Source organism: Bacillus sp. WC2503 (assembly GCF_052682895.1).
The window spans coordinates 1-18,545 of record NZ_JBQYMD010000002.1 but is presented as its reverse complement, the minus strand read 5'-3'; the positions used below and the strand labels follow the sequence as shown (position 1 = coordinate 18,545).

Annotated in this window: 19 protein-coding genes and 1 pseudogene; 3 read left to right on the top strand and 17 right to left on the bottom strand. The window is 31.8% G+C overall.

Annotated elements, in window-relative coordinates; all coding sequences use genetic code 11:
• Positions 1-101 precede the first annotated feature (101 nt).
• From ACUN26_RS27380 to ACUN26_RS27360, 5 genes are all read right to left on the bottom strand, one after another.
• Positions 102-995, bottom strand: a complete 894-nt coding sequence (locus ACUN26_RS27380; RefSeq protein ID WP_000397862.1) for a helix-turn-helix domain-containing protein — start codon at positions 993-995, stop codon at positions 102-104.
• A 232-nt stretch (positions 996-1,227) separates the two neighbouring features.
• On the bottom strand, positions 1,228-1,848 hold the full coding sequence (locus ACUN26_RS27375; protein WP_000823713.1) for a DUF6241 domain-containing protein: 621 nt from the start codon (positions 1,846-1,848) through the stop codon (positions 1,228-1,230).
• Positions 1,849-2,098: 250 nt separating this feature from the next.
• On the bottom strand, positions 2,099-2,689 hold the full coding sequence (locus tag ACUN26_RS27370) for a hypothetical protein (protein WP_001034980.1): 591 nt from the start codon (positions 2,687-2,689) through the stop codon (positions 2,099-2,101).
• Between the two features lie 82 nt (positions 2,690-2,771).
• Positions 2,772-3,116: a DUF4064 domain-containing protein gene (locus ACUN26_RS27365; RefSeq protein WP_000831285.1), complete on the bottom strand. Its 345-nt coding sequence runs from the start codon at positions 3,114-3,116 to the stop codon at positions 2,772-2,774.
• 18 nt (positions 3,117-3,134) lie between these two features.
• Positions 3,135-3,776 (bottom strand): hypothetical protein, encoded by a 642-nt coding sequence (locus tag ACUN26_RS27360; protein ID WP_000277060.1) that lies wholly within the window; start codon positions 3,774-3,776, stop codon positions 3,135-3,137.
• 311 nt (positions 3,777-4,087) lie between these two features.
• Here ACUN26_RS27360 and ACUN26_RS27355 point away from each other — a divergent pair, with 311 nt between their 5' ends.
• A complete protein-coding gene (locus ACUN26_RS27355; protein WP_001055918.1) occupies positions 4,088-5,518 on the top strand; it encodes an IS4 family transposase in 1,431 nt (476 codons plus the stop codon).
• Between the two features lie 600 nt (positions 5,519-6,118).
• Here ACUN26_RS27355 and ACUN26_RS27350 read toward each other — a convergent pair.
• From ACUN26_RS27350 to ACUN26_RS27340, 3 genes and pseudogenes are all read right to left on the bottom strand, one after another.
• Entirely contained in the window at positions 6,119-6,712 is a 594-nt protein-coding gene (locus tag ACUN26_RS27350) for a TasA family protein (RefSeq protein WP_000053753.1), read from the bottom strand.
• 599 nt (positions 6,713-7,311) lie between these two features.
• Positions 7,312-8,181, bottom strand: a complete 870-nt coding sequence (locus ACUN26_RS27345; RefSeq protein WP_000606396.1) for a hypothetical protein — start codon at positions 8,179-8,181, stop codon at positions 7,312-7,314.
• Between the two features lie 252 nt (positions 8,182-8,433).
• Positions 8,434-8,604: pseudogene (locus tag ACUN26_RS27340) on the bottom strand (CPBP family glutamic-type intramembrane protease); the annotation flags it as partial.
• Between the two features lie 84 nt (positions 8,605-8,688).
• Between ACUN26_RS27340 and ACUN26_RS27335 the strand changes: the two are divergent.
• On the top strand, positions 8,689-9,285 hold the full coding sequence (locus tag ACUN26_RS27335; RefSeq protein WP_000515247.1) for a DUF4030 domain-containing protein: 597 nt from the start codon (positions 8,689-8,691) through the stop codon (positions 9,283-9,285).
• 320 nt (positions 9,286-9,605) lie between these two features.
• Here the strand turns inward: ACUN26_RS27335 and hfq are convergent, their stop codons facing one another.
• From hfq to ACUN26_RS27315, 4 genes are all read right to left on the bottom strand, one after another.
• Positions 9,606-9,794: an RNA chaperone Hfq gene (hfq, locus tag ACUN26_RS27330; RefSeq protein WP_000482674.1), complete on the bottom strand. Its 189-nt coding sequence runs from the start codon at positions 9,792-9,794 to the stop codon at positions 9,606-9,608.
• Positions 9,795-10,547: 753 nt separating this feature from the next.
• Positions 10,548-11,372 (bottom strand): DUF2262 domain-containing protein, encoded by an 825-nt coding sequence (locus ACUN26_RS27325; RefSeq protein WP_000337474.1) that lies wholly within the window; start codon positions 11,370-11,372, stop codon positions 10,548-10,550.
• A 395-nt stretch (positions 11,373-11,767) separates the two neighbouring features.
• Complete coding sequence (locus tag ACUN26_RS27320; protein WP_000873460.1) at positions 11,768-12,196, bottom strand: hypothetical protein; 429 nt, start codon at positions 12,194-12,196, stop codon at positions 11,768-11,770.
• Between the two features lie 41 nt (positions 12,197-12,237).
• Positions 12,238-12,573 carry a hypothetical protein gene (locus ACUN26_RS27315; RefSeq protein ID WP_000831332.1) on the bottom strand — a complete coding sequence of 112 codons (336 nt, stop codon included), beginning with the start codon at positions 12,571-12,573 and terminating at the stop codon, positions 12,238-12,240.
• A 798-nt stretch (positions 12,574-13,371) separates the two neighbouring features.
• On the opposite strand from ACUN26_RS27315, the gene ACUN26_RS27310 reads away from it, so the two are divergent.
• Positions 13,372-13,602 (top strand): helix-turn-helix domain-containing protein, encoded by a 231-nt coding sequence (locus ACUN26_RS27310; RefSeq protein WP_000467337.1) that lies wholly within the window; start codon positions 13,372-13,374, stop codon positions 13,600-13,602.
• 5 nt (positions 13,603-13,607) lie between these two features.
• On the opposite strand, the gene ACUN26_RS27305 is transcribed toward ACUN26_RS27310, so the two are convergent.
• The 5 genes from ACUN26_RS27305 to ACUN26_RS27285 all read right to left on the bottom strand — a co-directional run.
• Positions 13,608-14,222 (bottom strand): replication-relaxation family protein, encoded by a 615-nt coding sequence (locus tag ACUN26_RS27305; protein WP_001216350.1) that lies wholly within the window; start codon positions 14,220-14,222, stop codon positions 13,608-13,610.
• Positions 14,161-15,342, bottom strand: coding sequence for an FtsK/SpoIIIE domain-containing protein (locus ACUN26_RS27300; RefSeq protein WP_000949944.1), 1,182 nt, complete (start codon positions 15,340-15,342; stop codon positions 14,161-14,163). Before ACUN26_RS27300 ends, ACUN26_RS27305 begins: the two co-directional genes overlap by 62 nt.
• A gap of 100 nt (positions 15,343-15,442) precedes the next feature.
• On the bottom strand, positions 15,443-15,628 hold the full coding sequence (locus tag ACUN26_RS27295) for a hypothetical protein (RefSeq protein ID WP_000152451.1): 186 nt from the start codon (positions 15,626-15,628) through the stop codon (positions 15,443-15,445).
• Position 15,629: 1 nt separating this feature from the next.
• On the bottom strand, positions 15,630-15,926 hold the full coding sequence (locus ACUN26_RS27290) for a hypothetical protein (RefSeq protein ID WP_001077844.1): 297 nt from the start codon (positions 15,924-15,926) through the stop codon (positions 15,630-15,632).
• Between the two features lie 1,037 nt (positions 15,927-16,963).
• A partial coding sequence (locus ACUN26_RS27285; RefSeq protein ID WP_445540905.1) for a hypothetical protein occupies positions 16,964-18,545 on the bottom strand: 1,582 nt, incomplete at its 5' end.

Here is an 18,545-nt window from a genome sequence, read left to right as displayed (position 1 = left end):
GCCTTCCTCCGACTTGAACGACTTTAATTTTAATAATATAGTTCTAAGTTTAAAAACTATAGGGATTTTTTCTGTGGGCTTTGTAAGTAGTTTTTACGAAATTATGAGTGTTTTTTATTCTGTATTTCAATAAGTTCATCTTTAATCATTTGTATATAATGTTCTTTTTCTCTTAGTTCAAATATAAATAATGCTTTTTTCATGTTATTAACAACATCTTCTTCATTATGTTGTTTAATCTTTAATAAATACTGACTTTTTAAATAGTATAGTTCACCTAGTAGGTATAAAGTGTCTAGATTAATAGCTAATTTGATGCCCTTATCAAGGTATTTTATTGCCTCTTCATGTTGATATGTGAGGTCCAAAAATTTTGCTGAATTTAAAATGATTTTTAATTTAATTTCTTTATCTCTAGGAAAATCTAACTTATTAAAATTGGTTAAACATCTTCTTAATATATTAATACTTTTTTCATATTCTTTGTGTTCTGCATAAAATATAGCCATTGTCTGCATAATATCTATTTCTCTTTCTGATAAAAAATCAGAATTGGTTAAAGTTAGTTCTAATGCATGATTTAAAAGAGTTAAAGCAGTTTTTGTTGATCTATTTACCTCAAATATAGCAATTGCTTCATGCCATATTAGAAATTGTTTATCTTCTTTTGATTGAAAATTATTTTGTTTTTTTTCTTGTTTTACTATTTCATAAAGTTCTTTATATTGTTTTTGCTTTGCGCAATCTCTCATTACGTATTTTACATTTTTTACGTATTTTAATTTCTTGTTTTGAGTTAGTGCAAATATATTATTTGGATCAATACCAAGCCGTTCAGATAATTGATACAACAATATGCTAGATGGATAAATCATACCTTTTTCTATTTTGCTAATTTGACTTTGTGAACATATTCCATGACATAATTCAGATTGTGATATATTTTTTTTAATTCTAATATCTTTAATGGTAATACCCAAATCGTAAAATTCCATTTTTTCACCTACTATTTAGAACTTTATTAGTTTAAGAATATTCGCTAATCTTTAATCTAATATAAAATTAATATATTTGCAATTCATGTTTATTTTCAAGGACTTAAAGTTTCTATAAGATGGTGAGGCTTTTTTATGTACAATAAAAGACACCCAAAGGTGCCTTCCTGCGACTTGAACCATCTTAATTTTAATAATATGTATTGGATGCCAAGCCGATCAAGTTAAGCTATCATAATTCTCCATGTTTCCACTCTTTATTATGAATATCTAATCCTTCTTGGCCAAAGTAATGGAGAATAAATTCTTTTTCATCACTATCAGTTTTTTTAGCTAGTTTAGATCCTTCCATACTTTGCTTTTTTCCAGAGCGTAAATAATGAATTTCACTATAGTCTTCAACTGGAGATTCAAAATCTCCAGCGTACCATTTGTTCAGAAGAGATTCATATCTTTGTCTTTCATCATCAGTATTGATAACATTTAAGTTGTTTTTTAGGTATTGAATGTTTTCTTTGGTCACTTGAAATTGACCTATAAAACGGGTACCGGGACCATGAAGATTATTCCCATGAAATGTGATTTTTTGGAGACACATATGTATCATCATGTCATTTATAGTTTGCTCATCTCGGATTTCTCCAATCGACTGTGCTGCTTTAGATAAATCATCTTCATTTACTACATAACTATCTTTAGGTTGCTTTTGAATGGTTTGAACTTTCGGCTTTTCCTGAACCTTTTCTTCTTGTTTAGGTTTTAATTCATTTGTGGTCTTCTCATTTGAGCTACAAGCAACCATTCCAATAAATAATGCGCTACATGCTAATGCTGTAAGTAATTTTCGTTTCATGTTGAGTGCCTCCAGTATATACTAGTTATTTCAGAAAAAATGTAAGATTTCTAATCTAATGGTAGCAAACTAGTTATCTGTATAATGTCGTATTTTGTCGAAAAATAATAAGAAAGACACCTCATGGTGCCTTTCTCCGACTTGAACCACTTTAATTTTAATAATATGTATTGGACTCCCATCCAAATATTATTTTAAGTAATGTTGGTTATTGAAAAATATGGTTCAAATCTATATTTTATTAAGTATACTATTTGTTTTTTTTCACTTCTTCTTTAACTTTTATAATTTTCCCTTTAATTTCGTCAGAGATAATAACATCAATATTGCCTTTTGTTTTTTTGTATTCTTGAAGTAATTCATTCGCATTTTGATTAAACGTTATTAATGTCCCGCTCGGTGATTCCATTTGTTCTTTTAAAGCTGTAATGGTACTGTACATTTTTTTATATTCTTCATAAAGTTCCTTATACTTTTCTGGTTGTTCTTTTGCAGCTTCAGATAACTCTCTTAGGCTCATTTCCATGCCGATATAGGTTGAGGACACAGTATCAATTGTTTTATCAAATGATTTTTTCTTTTCAGCGATAGCTAGATTGAAATCCTTACGATTATTAATTGCGTTTGACCAGGTTGTTGAGTATCCAGATAATACATCCTCGGAGATCATACCCATTGTTTCCGTTGCGATATAAAATGCAGCAGCAGATGCAATATTATTCGCTTCTTTCTTTTTTTGCTTTTCGGTTTCTTCCGAATTTTTTTGTACCATGTTCATAGATACAAGTGCGATTATTATAACTATAAAACCAATGACACTGCCAATAATTTTTTTATTCATATACATTCCTCCAATCGATTGTTCTCGGATGTTAGATTTTATTTATCGAATCAAAATAAAAGCACTCTTTCGAGTGCCTATTTTATGCAGATACAGTAGCTTTATCTTTACGGAAGATACCCATTAATCCGCCGATTAATAATAATACTCCTGGTAATAAGTAAATCAGAGAAATACAAATAAATCCTCCGATAGCAGCAACAGTCATCATGATACCGCCAACTTTCGCTTTACTTCTTACCATAACAGATCCAACGATTCCTAATACAGATAGAGCTACAGCGCCCCAACCTAATCCGATAATCGTATTTGCACCATCAGCTTCGAAAGCTGCTCCCATACCACCGATTAATAGTGCAACAAATGCACAAATAATACCAAAAATACCACCAATAAGTCCTAATACAAATTCAGCTGTTCGTTTCATGTTTAACTCCCTATATAATTATTTAGATTTAAAGAATACTTTATTCTGTTTCTGAGTTTCAAATTGAATCGTAAAGTCATCACCAGCATTTACAACTTGTGAAATATAACCTTCGCCTTCAGCGCCTTTGTATAATTTTTGATGTAACTGGTTAGGTGTTACAGCGGATAGTTCATGATTATATACTTGTCCTTCTTTTGATACTAATTTAAAGTTCATATCAGACAGTAAATATTCAAAATCTTGTGTTTCAGCATCTACTACTTTCCCTTTTACTTTAACTAATACCCATTCTTTTCCCTCAGGAGCAGGTTCGTTGAATTCATTTTCTTTTTTTAGAATTCCAAAAGCTTGTTCACCACGTATAACTTCTAAAATGGAAACTTCAACTTTCGCTTTGAATTTCTTAAATTCTCCACCGTCAGTATTTAAAATAACATCGTCTATAGAAGCAGTTTCATTAAATGCTATAGGATTAGAACGGTTACCCTTAGCGGATTCTGTTTTTCCTTCTTTTGAATTATCTTTTTTTGTTTCTTGTTTTGGTTGCTCTTTTTCTTTTGTTTCTACTCCATTACTAGTCTTCTCGTTAGATCCGCATGCAGCTAAACTAAAAGCAAGTGCTCCTGTTAAAGCGATTGTACCCAATTTCTTATACATTATGTTTCCTCCAGTTATGTAAAATGTAAGATTTCCAAAACTATCATAACAGAAACGGTTACAACTATTTTGTCATATTCTGTCGAAGGAAAATAAAAAAAAGACACCCAAAGGTGCCTTCCGACTTGAACCACTTTAATTTTAATAATATGTATTGGGCTCCCATCCGAGTATTATTTTATTATGTTAAATTGTTTTATTCATTTAGGGGTATCATCACACATCCATCAACTTAAGGATTTAGACTATTTTTGAAGCTAAAAGCACGTTACTATTCTCTTATGTTAATGAGAAAGGGTGACGTGCTTTTTATGAATATGCACCAAAAACAAGAGTTATCTTTATTTGCTGAAGAGTTATATCGATATATGTCTCCCGCTACACTTAATCAACTAGCTATAGAAGCAGGCGGGATGAAACGAAAACGCAAGTGCCACGGGCACCATTTCTTATCTTTGTGTGTATGGTTAAATCAACAAATCGCTACTACCTCTCTTACTCAACTTTGTAGTCAATTAGAAACTTCAACAGGAATTTTATTAAGTCCGGAGGGACTTAATCGACGATTTAATTCGGCTTCTGTAGCCTTCTTTCGAACTGTATTTACTACACTTCTACAAGCTAAAATTGGAGGAGTATCTAAGATTTCTAATTCTCTTTCTGCTTATTTTGAGCGGATTCTCGTTCTTGATTCTACAACCTTCCAAGTTCCAGATCGATTCGCAACTACTTATCCTGGTGCCGGAGGATGTAGTCATAAAGCTGGTGTGAAAATTCAACTAGAGTATGATTTGTTGAGTGGAGAATTTTCTGATGTGGAAATTGAACCAGGAAAACGAAGTGATCAGGCATATAGTGCGACTCGAACAGACATGGCACAAAAGAATGAACTATATATTCGTGATTTAGGATATTTTCGTTTACAAGACTTTAAGTCTATTCAGGATAAGCAAGGATATTATTTATCACGTCTTAAGTTACCAACTAAAATATATAGAAAAGAATTCGAAACAGTGGTATTTAAAACAAAACCTGCTCAATTGAGACCGGTATATATACAGATTCATTTGGAAGACATCATGAAACAATTACAACCTGGCCAAGTGTATGAATTACATGATGTATATGTAGGGAGTAAAGACAAACTTCCTACTCGAATTGTAGTTTATAGATGTACCGAGGAGCAAAAACAGAAACGTCTACGTGATCGAGCTATTCGCGAAAAGAAAAAAGGAATTACATATACAGAGCGTACAAAACTTTTACAAGGTATTACGGTATATATGACAAACATTCCTACGGAATGGGTACCAAAAGAGAAAATTTATGATCTATATTCACTGCGTTGGCAAATTGAGCTGTTATTTAAAATATGGAAATCTTGGTTTCAAATTCATCGTTGTAAATCTATTAAACAAGAACGATTAGAATGTCACCTTTATGGGCAACTCATTAGTATTCTATTATGTTCTTCTACTATGTTTAAAATGCGAGAACTCCTGTTACGTAAGAAACAGAAAGAGCTAAGTGAATATAAAGCGATGTACATAATTAAGGATTATTTTTTACTTTTTCATCAAGCATTACACAAAAACACCCAAGAGCTATCAAAGGTTCTCCTTCGTCTGTTTAACCTCCTACAGCACAACGGACGAAAATCTCATCGATACGAGAAAAAGACAGTCTTTGATATTTTGGGTGTTATTTATGAGTATACCACTTCTACTCATCAGGTAGCATAGTAAAAAAATTAAAACCCGTCAGGGTTTATTTGATATGCCTACTTTTATAAAATCTATAAAAGATAATAAAAAACTATATGGAAAGACCGCATTTTGTATAAAAATATACCTTAAGTTGATGGATGTGGGGTATCATCATATCGCCATTAACCTAAGAGTACCTACTACCTATTATTGTTATAAATATTATTCTGCCTAGGATTAATAAGAAGAGATGAAAAAGCACCTTCACAGGTGTCTTTTTTCATTATAGAAATATCTTAAATAAGACTCTTTTTAATAGTCTAATTGCAAAACCTTTGGATATTTTTAGGAATTATAATCAGAGTTTTATTTTCTCTCTGAATTTACATAATTTTCAAATATTATAACTTCACATTTTAAGATTTGGTATATAATGAAGGCAACCCGTAGTTAGAGTGTTTGCTCCGATTCAAATTATGAGATAGTTTGTTTCACCTTTTTTGTATTATCTAAAAAAGAACTTGTGGGGATCCCTACAAGTTCTTTTTGTGTTTTATTTTAAATAACCTACAATTTTTTAAATAATTAAAAGGCATAAGCTCAGTTTTAATTTTTACCAGTAATATGCTCTTAATTTTATCTTTCTTTTCCATCTGTTTGATTAGCTTGGAACTCCATTTTTAGCGCAATACTATCCCCTTGGAACACGTTCTGATCTGTGCCGTTGTCCTCAAATACAAACTTTATCCAAAACCAATCCATTTTCCCAGGTTTTAATCCCCCTGTTTCAGTCCACTTAGAATGAAATACTTTTTTGGAGGCAATCTCTGGGCTTTGTGATTTTAGTTCTGCAAGAGTTGTCTCGTATACAGGGCTTTTCGCAGGATCCCAATCCAAAAGAAATTGTACTTTAATATGTTTACCGAAATCTTCTGTAGTGTTATTTTGTTTTAAATCATTTACAGTATAGTCTATTTTCATCATGATATCTTTAATATCTAATGTACCACTATTTTTCAAATTGAATTTCTTTAATATTTTGTCCCCAGGTTTTAAATTTTCTAAGTTAAGTGAAGTAGTTGGTTGCATAGCTAAATCCAATGTACCTGCAGCAAATGAATTATTTGTCACCACTTGATCGCTAAAATATGCATATGTTCCCCCACCAATTAAAGATAAGCCAAGAGCGGCTGAAACCACTCCAACACCTAATTTCTTTTTCAATGACATTTTTTGTTCCTCCCATATCATTTTTATAATCTTTCTCCCTAATCAACTGAAAAGGTCCCCTTAATACAGATATACCATTAATTGTGAAAAAATTATATTAAAAGCAAAAAATTCCTTATTGAGAAAATTATGTTATTATCTATCTTCTGTAAATGAAACGTCCCAAAAATAGAAAAGTTGAATTTATAATTATCAAAACCTCTGCCAAAAACAAATTAATATTAATACCCTTTATAAGATGCACGGAAGTTTTTGATGATATTATCGATAAGTCGTCGAGGAGAAATTAACAAATAAAGGCTAACATACTACTATAGGGATACAGCCGAGATATGTGTAAAAACAGGTCATAGTCTGACTTTTATTTTTAAATAATTGGAGTTGCTAAGGAATTAGAAGATTTAACATCAGAAGAAAAAGAAGTATTGATGATGTATGGACACGATTCAAAGAATAACTCGCCATAACTAAAAATCCTTCCAATTTAAACGATGAAAGGAAAATGATACACACATTTAGGCATTCATTTTAATAGATGCCTAAATGTGTGTTAAGGAGCATAGAAACGTCGGAATTCACTTCTCGTTTCACTTATGAATTTAAAGATTTCGCCACTCATCACATGCCTTGCGAATATTTTCACGCATATTATTTGTAATTTCTAGCCTGTCATTTAAGAAAGTATCTCTCTGTGAGATTATCTCATTTTTAGCACTCAAATAGAGCCTTTGAATAGATAAAGAATTTCTACCAGCTTCGGTTAATCTATAACGTGGGATACCTGGAGATTCTGTGTACCATAGTGGATCTGTTAGTGATATAGGATCAGAATCATATATATGAACCTTTGTTTCTAAATTTTCATCCCATTCATCTATAAAATTAAACCTGTATTTGAGTGTAGGATAAGAATTAGAAGTAGTAGGAGCTGTAATCATATCGTAGAGGCCACTATTAGCATACATTGCATCACCTACACTTACATTTGTAAAGTAAACTAATTTGTCACCACGTGGTTCACATAAAGCAGCATACTCATCCCCACAACGACTTAAAGTAGCTTTATACCCAGAGTCAATTTCACTAAGAGCTTTTATGTCAGTTAGATGCAAAGTACAAATGTAAACAAGGGCTGTTATACCTTCAAACGTTTCAAAACGTACTAAATCTGATACTAAATCTGAACCATCGTCATATATGCCGTGTAAAATATTTACATCACCGCTCTCTGGATAGCCCTGAAGACGTCTCGCAATACTGTCACAATTAGCTACATAGTGATCTAAAAAGGCTTGGTCAATTATTTTTTTAACCCTATCACAAATTTCTTCTACTGCTTGTTTCACCGCTTCTTGAGCACTATCTTCTGATGAAAACATTTCGTTTATTATTGCTGTACCTATTGAAGAACCCAAAGAACTAGCTCCTATTTTTAATATTTTCTGCCAGTTTAACTCGTCATTTATCATAATGAACACTCCTTTATAATTAGAATGCTCACCATCATTTCAGTTTTATACATTTTTTATACCTTTATGCATTTTGGACACAGTTTAAGATGTTTGGTGTATATCAATATATGAAATTACCGGTGTTTCAAGAATCGGCTTTCCCCCTATACGATAGCCCTCTTCAACAAATATCTACTGTATTTGCACATGTGGACACGTGGACATTTGTACAAGTTCACATTTACACATGTGTAAATGTGTAAAAATTCACTATAAACTTATCGCTAGAAACAAAAATGAATTAAATGATATATGCGCTACTATTGGCACTATTATATCTCCTGTCTTTTCATAACTCCTAGCAAATAGGCATCCGTTTATAAAATAAGGGAAGAAGAACCAATCAAAATGCACGGCTGCAAATATTGATTTTATAAATAGAAAGAATATTTTATATAAAAATATAATTACTGTAAAATGAATGATGAATATTACAAAGTTAGGAATACTTAAGGAGGTAATTAAATGGGAAAGGGAAAAATTTTATGTGTTTCTGTATTATCACTTGTTTTACTGTGTTCCTGTCAGAGTAATACAGAGGAATCCAAGAGTGAGGGTTCAAAAGTCATGGATGTAGTTAATAATACTGTAAATAAAAAATCCTTTATTAGTGCTGCTATATGGGACGAAAATACAAGAAGGTTAGATATAGAAATTGCTGATACTGAAGATTCATCTAAAGTAAAAAAAGAAATTAGTAATCGATTAAAAAATCAAGGGATTAAGCCGTACACAATCAATATAAAGGAACGGGATATGAAGGTTGTGGAAAAAGAGAAAATATGGAATAAAGTTACTGGTTCTATTTCGGAAAATATATTTACTAAAAATGAGTATAAGGGTTCTGAGATTCATCAAATGAATATTGAAGTAGAACAGCCGTATGTTCTGACTATAAATACAAAAATTAGTAGCGCTGATCCAGGTGCCAAAGAGTTTGGGAAGAAATTAGAAAAAGAAATTACTGATTCGTTTAAAACAAAAGAAGTAAGCAAATGGATTGGAGGCGACTCTTACACTATCGAAATTTATAGTAACGATAAACAAAGAATTAACTTATAAGGTGCCAAGAAAATGGTACGCCATCTTATCTTTTTGTTTTTGGGTTTGAAATATAAAAAAGAGAATCCTTATAATAAGGATTCTGCAACAGGAAAGAACAAATATATAATAATAAAAAGAATTACTTATATTATCATTTAAAAAATAAGACAAATACATCAAGAAAATTCAGAATGTATTGAATATTTCTATACGCTTATTTATAATTGATTACGAGTTGGAGTAGTAATCTGTCATCTGTTCCTTTTTTTGAAGAAGATTGATCTCAATCTTCTATTTTTTTGTGTTTTTTCCTCTTCCCTCGAAAAAAGGAAAAAGAATTACTTAAGAATTGTGGAAATTGCTTGCTTGTAGACTAGTTGTTGCTTACCATGAGCCATTATAAGAACGGTGAATTTATCCATTGCAAGGATCTGCCCACGTACTGGAACGCCATTTTTTAGAAACACAGTAACTTCCCCTTTTTTCTCTTTCAATTGTTCATAAATATCTTCTTGTAAGTTAAACATGAAATGCACCCCCTAATTTTATCTACTTCTCTTCTAATACTTGCTGCCTCTCATAATTGTCTATATACAACTATCGTATCACATTTAAATTAAAGTACGGCTCTAAGAAGAAATTGAGCCGATCCTTTTGAAAATAAAAAAAAGACGCGATAAAGCGCCCCCCATTTGGGTAATTAAAAAGTAAAGTTTCCAAGATAACTGAAAAATAGAACAGGTGCTTAGATTTTACCAGATTTTTTCGCTGAATGAACATGCATTATTGCATGCTAACGAAAATCCTGCTATTTTCCATTTTGGGGTACCCTATATGCACATCAATTTAAGAAAAATAAATACCCCAGAACGAATTTTTGTTACAAGTTAGTACAAAGATTCGTTTTGGAGGTACTATAAAATCTTAGCTTAATGCGTATGAGGTGCTATCCCTTATAACAAGAATCAAAAAAGTTGAAGATAATATAACCGAGGTACAGTTATTGTTAGCTAAAATTACGGGTAACTTTAAGCGTGGTTATGAGAGATTTGGTAAATATAAACTAAACCTTTACTTTATAGTTCGCAAACAATGTTAGATGGTTTAACAATCGAGCGCCATTTTTTGAATAAAACTTAGATTTTTAAACCATTTTATTATCCGTACACATCAAAAAGTATAACAATTTATCCCGCTACTTTAGAGCAGTAAGAGCCCGATTGGTCCAACTAATCCATCAGTAGGGATGAAGAAAAATCCTCACTGATGGAAGTTTCAATTTATCCTGCAATCTCAGCCGAAGAGAGTCCCTCATGAATATTACCGCTTACAATGATGGAATGTCCCCAAAATATATCTCCATCCAAAAAGAATATTTCAAAATCACCTTCTGAATAAACGCTTAAGCTGCTTAATGTGATGGAATCGATGAACATTTCTTTTGTAATTTCGTCGATTTCCGCTTCATCATCATCTTGTAGCCATTCATTTGCTAACTCTACCAGTTCTTTTGCGGCGTACATTTTCATTTTCATGTTCCATTCATCTTGCTCTTTGAAAAGTACATGTGCTGTTTCCAGTGCAGACTTCATCATATGTTTGTCTTTATTCCAATCAAAATATAAATGACATTCTTCACCAGCCCAAGACATTCTCTTTTCAAAAGTTTTCACTCTTTTATCAAGTTCAAACTCACCCAAGATCCCGTCATGATAAAAAACCGGTTTCATCGCATCTTGTAAGATGATTTCCAACTCATCATCTTTATATGGTGTTTCCAAAACCTTAACAAGCATCAATGAATTTTCTGACTTGCGCACCTGTAATGTTACAACTGTATTTGCTGTCAAAATGTCTTTTGATTTTCTCCACTCTTCATCATCAACCAACCATGCGAGTCGTATGTCTTCTTTTGTAATCGTTTCATTGTTATGTAAGTCTTTCCACGCAATCAAATCAATTGACGCAGTCCACAAAATGTTGTCACCGCCTTTTGATGCACCAATTCCTAATGCCCCTGTGACAGCTGCTATTTCAATCACATTTTCTGAGAATCTATTTTCAAATCTACTTATTTCACTTGATTTACTCAATTTCGTACACATTCCCTTCGTCACCCACAGGCATAAGTACTTTGTGAGTTTTCCTGTTTTATTATAATTGGTCTATGTTTTGTAACAAAAACTAACGTTTAAATCACGTTTGTATTTAAAAATAATGAGCTTCATAACTCTTGAATTCATTGTAACAAAATACTGTATCCAAAGTAATTTGTCACTTTATAGTAGGGTTTAGTGTACTGCTACTTATTTAACTGTAGACCGGAATTCTTATGAGATAGATGAAGAGGATAGTAAGTAAGTATGTCTTCTTAGATATATTTAAAGAGGCTTATATTTAATAACATAGTGATGTTTTAAAACAATCAAATAAGATTATTAAAAAATATAACTTGTTAAGTGAATCTAGAATTAATGCTTATTATAAGGGAGTGTGAATTTCACGCCCCTGTGAACCAATAAAGGGCAAAATAACTTTCTTCTGTTTCCATAACAAAGAACACATCATTCCAGTCTGGTTCATAAGCATATGCACATCTGATTCCACTTCGAGGAAACTCGATAGGTTTGATATAAGGAGAATATCTGTTTCTTACTTCTGTAAATTCTTCTTTGGATATCATTTTCAATTCTTTTAGTTCCTCTCTAATCCCCTCTTCGAGTTCCTGCATGGTCATTTCCATCTCATTTTTTCCTTTATACCAATACCAATGTGTATTTCTCCGTTCAATGAATAGGCATTGTACTGCAAACTCCTCCAAATCATTAATACTGTCGTAGTTATTTTTTCTTTTGGTTTGTTCAAAAACGTATATTGTCTCTTCACATCCCCCTATTAATTCATCATCTTCAAATACAAAATATTTCACACTTACCACTCCTTAATTAATATTTTTTTGCTATTTATGTATTATTTCTTGCCAAAAATATTATTTAGTCCACTAAGTAAAAGTGCCAAGCCAGGGAATAGATAAAATGTAATTTTATTTACACAAACAAATAAACCTATTGCGGATACAATCATCAAAAATCCAGCCTCTTTACATGCACCCTTAGCTTTTATAAAGCCAAAGAATCCTAAAATAGAAAAAAATGCTCCCATACATCCAACAGTAAGACCTTTTTCAGCTCCTTCTAACTCTCCCATTTCGTATGCTAGTCTCCCTAGAAATAGAATGACTAGCGAACATAGTAATCCTAACAACGTACCAATCAGTCCAATTACATCTTCACCTGTTCGTTTCAATATAACAACCTATCCTATTTTTCAAATTATGTATGTTTTATGTCTGTAATATGATTGATGTATATACATATCACCTTTTCATGTTTATCAATAACTCTTAACTCATTTCGAGTAATCAAACATTGTTTCACCCTCCAAAACAGAACCTTTGTTCTTACTATAAACCTTTTGTTTTGGTTTATACAAACATTTTTTAATTAAATTCCAGTACGTGAAATTTAATTAAGTCTTGGATTAATAAAGAAGATAGACATCCCCTCCTTAAGTCATGTCTATCTCTTTACATGGAAACCTAAATCAACCATTGCATGATACATATCCAGATCATTTTAAAGAGTGGATCCTATTGGATACTGAACAGCGGAAAATTCTTAAGAAACACGTTATACCCAGATTGTTATAAAAGAGAAATACTTATTTCTTTAAAACCAATGAAATAATTACAATGTTCTTCAAAATTCGAATGCTGAACAGTCTAATATCTCTTAATTTATTAAACTCACCCTCAATTCTTCATAAATTTAAAAAAGCTTAAATCCTTATGCACCAATGGATTTAAGCTTTTTATTTTGTAAGAATACACTTTGCAACAAGTTGCCATTAGGATAGTGTATCAGCAACTTGTAGCTATTACTATGAATGCTACATTCTTCAAAATTATTACACATTTTTTAGATTTTCTTTATATTATTCTATGCTTTATTTAAAATTATAATTCCATATTTATGAACAAAAGTTTAGATTTATGGAAATTTGGACAAGTTATTATTACCACAAGCTTACTTAGGGGGGATCCCGATGTTTGGGTTAGGAAAAAAGAGAACTCCATTTGGTGAATATTTAGACCGTAGAGGGATTAAACAACAATGGTTAGTACAACGAACTGGATTAAGTAAATCTTTAATAAGTGATTTAGCAAATAAGAAGAATCGAATTCCCACCTTAACATCCGCAACTAAAATCATTAAAACACTAAGGAAATTTGATAAACGTATTGATTATCATGATTTTTGGGACATAAATGCTTAAAACAACTAAAATATATCTTCCATTACAAATGTTCTCATAAACACATTTCGGTTTATAGCATATTGCTCTAACTTTGATTGTCGATAGTCTGATAATGTAAAAAAATTAATTACTGGAACAATAGCATTCTGTCTTTTGTAGATATCTGTTATATGGCCATATAACTGTATTTTATGTTCGTTTGCCTTCATATGTTGCATACGATCTATTTCAACAAAATAGGGAACATTATCCTCAAAATACGTTGCGTCAGGAATAATCTGATACCGTTGACCATTAATTGAAAACTCGATAGGTCTTTCTGTTTTCCATTCTGGAAATCCAAGCCACATCCAGCTTTCGTTTCGCATTAATATGTGCTGTAATTGACTACTTTTCTTTACTTCTTTTGTAATTCCTAATAAATCCCGTCCCTTTTTATTTAAATAATATACGTGTTCACGAGCCATTTTTGTAATGTGACAATACGGGTGCATATCCTTTAATACACGATTTGCATTTCGAATACTCCCTAGACAGTGGATGGCTTGTAATTGCCTCCTAGTTAAAAAATCCAACTTACTCAAAGTGGATAAAATCTCGATTTGTCTCGCTTTCTGTTTGAGTGTTTGATGCCTCATTTTGCTTCACCACCTTATATTGCTTTAGTAACTCCCACATATCTTTATCCTTTAAAAAAGGTACTTGAATTTCTTCTGTACGATCAGTCTTAAATAATGCTCTTCCTGGAAGAGAAGGTAAATCTTCAAGACCTGGTTCATCCAAAGCAACTTGTGAAGCGACCGCCGTTGGTAATCGAAAGCCTATTTTCGCATCAGCATTCTGTTTAATTTGCCTTGGTAATGTATCAGAGGTTGGATATTGCGTACAAAATATGAGCCGGAATCCTAAACCACCTCCAATTCTTGCGATTTCAGATAGCATCTCCTGGCACAAAAATAAAACATCACGTTGTTTTTTAGGTAATCCTTGTGTCGGACAAAGATTTGCTCCTTCATCTACTATGATGAAGCAACGTTCTCTAATTGATGTGTCTATGATATTGGTAAAATAGGACTTCTTCATCATTTCAATCTGTTTTACCATCTTTTCACGTACTCTTCCCAACATTTCTAATGCCTGTTTTGGGTTTTCAGCGACTTCTACAACTTGGGATAACTCTTTGTAAGGGCTAAACTCTAACCCTTCTTTTAAATCAATAATAAAAAATTTCACGTGTTGAGATTGTTGTAAAATTAAACTAGTCATCACATTTTTTAAGAATACTGTCTTTCCAAAACGCGTCATTCCACTTACACACATATGCGGTGTTTTCTCAAAATCATGATATACATATTTATCTAACGCTTTCCCCACCATAACTCTCCATGTATGCTCTTTTAATAGATCCTTAGACCAATTCCACATTTCAGGTATTCTTTGGCTAAATACTCGAATATGAAGCTCTCTTTGATGAAACGATATTTTAACAGGTTTATATAGACCTTCTTCTAATACTTCAGCTAACTTTTGGATTAGTTGACTAGGTACACCAAGTGGTAACTTGTAAACATAATTCATACTTATATCATCTTTAATTTCTTTTATAAAAATGGGATATTGTAATTCACCTTTATGTTGAACACATACCTTTGTAATTTCAAAAAACATTGCAATTTTTTTCTTATCATTTGGTCCATTACTTTGGTAAAAATAAGCTACAGTTATAAAGGTTGCTGGGATTAATAAAAGTGACAACATTCCCTCCATACCTCCTTAAGGTAGTTGAGCCTGTATGGAAGCTTAGAAAAAGCTGTTTAAAATGTGCTATTAAAATCATTTTCAACTACCAGATGTAATGCTAGCGTAGAAACACATCTAGAATATCCATTAGAACGTACCAAACACTCCCAATTAGTAAGCATTTAAGACCCGCACGTAGCAACCAACCTGGAAGATAAAAACCTTTCTTCTTCAGCAATTGTATTCCTAAAACTGAAGCTCCCGTCATGCCATACACAATCCCTAGCTCTCCAATGATAGTCATATTAACCCCATCCTTTTGGTTTAATGGACAAATTCCCTTTACCGTCCTTAAAAAGTTGATATTCATCTAATAGCTGATTCCAGGAGACAGCCAGTTCATCATCATATAGATCCTCTTCGATTTTTTGACTTAAATAATAATACCCTCGGTATTGTCGGTTCAGGTATACTTCATGTCGTTGCATGTGTTCTTGTATAGCACATACGTTTTCTTCATTTTTAGTAGCTTTGTACATTTGTTTCAATGTTCGAGAAGAATACAGATAAGGTGTACTATACAGCATTTGATATTGATTCATATGTCTTCACCATCCATATAGAATTCTAGATACACTAAATACATATGATAATGATATGAGTTTTCGAATTTGTCCCTAAAAAAATACGTCATTCCAAAATAGGAATGACGTTTGACAGGAATCTTAAATTCTCTGACATGTTGCTATAACCTTAAAAAATAACTATGAGGATGGCTATAGATTTATTTTTGAACACACAATGGTATTTAATGAATGCTATAGTTTTGTTAGTTTTTCTATAATTATTGTTTATCGTTATACTATATCAGTTTGTTTAGGAATATTAGTTAATAAAATCTAATATAAATATATATCTTATATATATTTAAAATATAAAGATAAAACTTATATAGGACTGAGAAATGTACGTATATCCTTACTGTAACAAAGCCTTTTAACATTACATACCGTAAAAAATCATAAATAGTAGAATTTTGCAGCAGAAAAACAAACCATATTAAGCTCTAAAAACTACAAATAATCATAAATGAAACTTAGTATTTCTACATAAAAAATGAAACAAATTAATACATTATTAAACATATTTATTCAATCGTGAAATTTCATATGAATTAACGGAATCTCCACAATTTGATTATAGTTACCCACAAAAGATTCACATTATGTGTTAATTAATCAACATAATCCATATTTAGCACATAACTCACATGAATATTGATGATTTTTGATAGATGAAGACGTATAACCTATTTATATCAATAATAATTGCACTAAATTACTCACATTATGTGTTATTTATCTACTTATCCACGAAATTTAATTTATTTCTTATGATTTCTTGTAGATATTTGAATGTATTTAGACAACTCATAACGTCTTTTTATGAAAGTATGTGTGGAAATTGAGATAAGTATCATAATATTTTTGTATATGATTGCATAAAAAAAGACTCTATTATGAATAGAATCGAGTAAAGTTACTTATTGTGAAGAAGGAGTAAATTTCTTTTAAATAAACGGATCAACACGAATAGCCCTCTATCTTGAATTTTTTCAAAAATAGAGAGCTAATGATGATTAGTTCGCTTTCATTGCTGTCAGTACTTGCTCAGCTGTTGTTACTTGGATACCAGCGCGTATTAACTGTTCAAAGGCACGCATAAATGTAATTAAATTGAAGCTATCTGGTACTTCAATAACACGAAGCTTTTCTTTCGGTAATCTATCTATCTTTTCAATGAACAATTCACGAACATCACTAGGAATAATACGCTCTTTATGCCCTCTTGCTTTTAAGAGTTCACGTATTTCAATTTCTAAAGCCATATAAGCGTTTAGGTTTGTACCTTGTTCGTAGGCGTACTTTCTAAACAACGTTTCTTCTTGATACTTTAGATAGTTGCGGTGATACGATTCCTCTGTAACAGGTATAGCAAATTTAGAGTTTAGTAATTCATATGTTTTGCGGAACAACTTTTTGATGTTTCGCAGAGAGTACATAGAGAAATGCAATCCGAAATCAAATACAGCTTGTTCTTTTTGTTCTTTTGGAACATGCTGTGTAATAAGAGGATAGATACCCTCTTTAGCAGCTGTATCAAGAATTTTATATTGTGATGTTTGATTTAATAATTTCTTCAGTGTATATACTAACTTGCTTGGATATTCTTCATCACGATCTATCATGTCACGTAAGCTATGGATTACACTTCGAATTTGTCGATTGCATGTATGTTTTAGCACATGAATAAATTTGTTCATGTCTTGTGTAAATTCTCCAATACTCATCTCTTGTAGTACGGATTCGATAAAACGAGCTTTACGAGCATAAGTAAACTTTGGTGTGAATGGATCACGATACTGTACTTCTCCGATTTCTTTTGTACATAAGAAATCGGTATGTAAGGATAGATATAGAGTTGTATATCTTTTTTTATTCTTAACTCCTTTTTGTAATTTACAAATTTTAAATAGTGGAGTCCCTGTACATGGTAATGCAGTTGTTAACTCTGTTATAACCGCACGTATCTGATGTGGGTATTTTTTATGTAAGAAGCGGTACATCCCACCAAAATGAGTTCTATTCCCTCTTTCATCTTGTTTGTCTAAGGAACGTTTTAGTGTAGTTTCACTGTGCTGTTGCATTGCAATATCTAAGAAGAGTTTCTTAGATGCAATTGATAACTCAAAGAAAGCCTTTGTAAATACCACTGGGCTAATATAAACATATGCATTGGCCTTTTCAGTTTCTTCATTCATAAAATGAGTTAATTTAATTGTATATCGGCCATCTAATTCATTTTCAATCGAAATAATGTTATGTATACTTAATTTCTTTAATGCAATATAGAATTGAGAATGCTGTATGTAAGCAAATTCTTCTTTATACAGTTTGTAATCTTCCCACATCATATGTATTGTTACATTTGGAATGACTCCATTTGTGTAACATTTTTTATGTAGATATAAGAAGACCTCCAGATCTGCGTTTGTAATGCCATATAATTTATGCTTTCTTCCCATTGTTTCCGAAATAGCAGATAGTGTACGACGTGAAAAAGATGGTTTAGCCTGTGCAACGAAGCCATCCACATCGGCAATACGCTCTTCGTATGTCATATGATCAACAATATCCTCAAGGTATGTATCTTTATAGCTG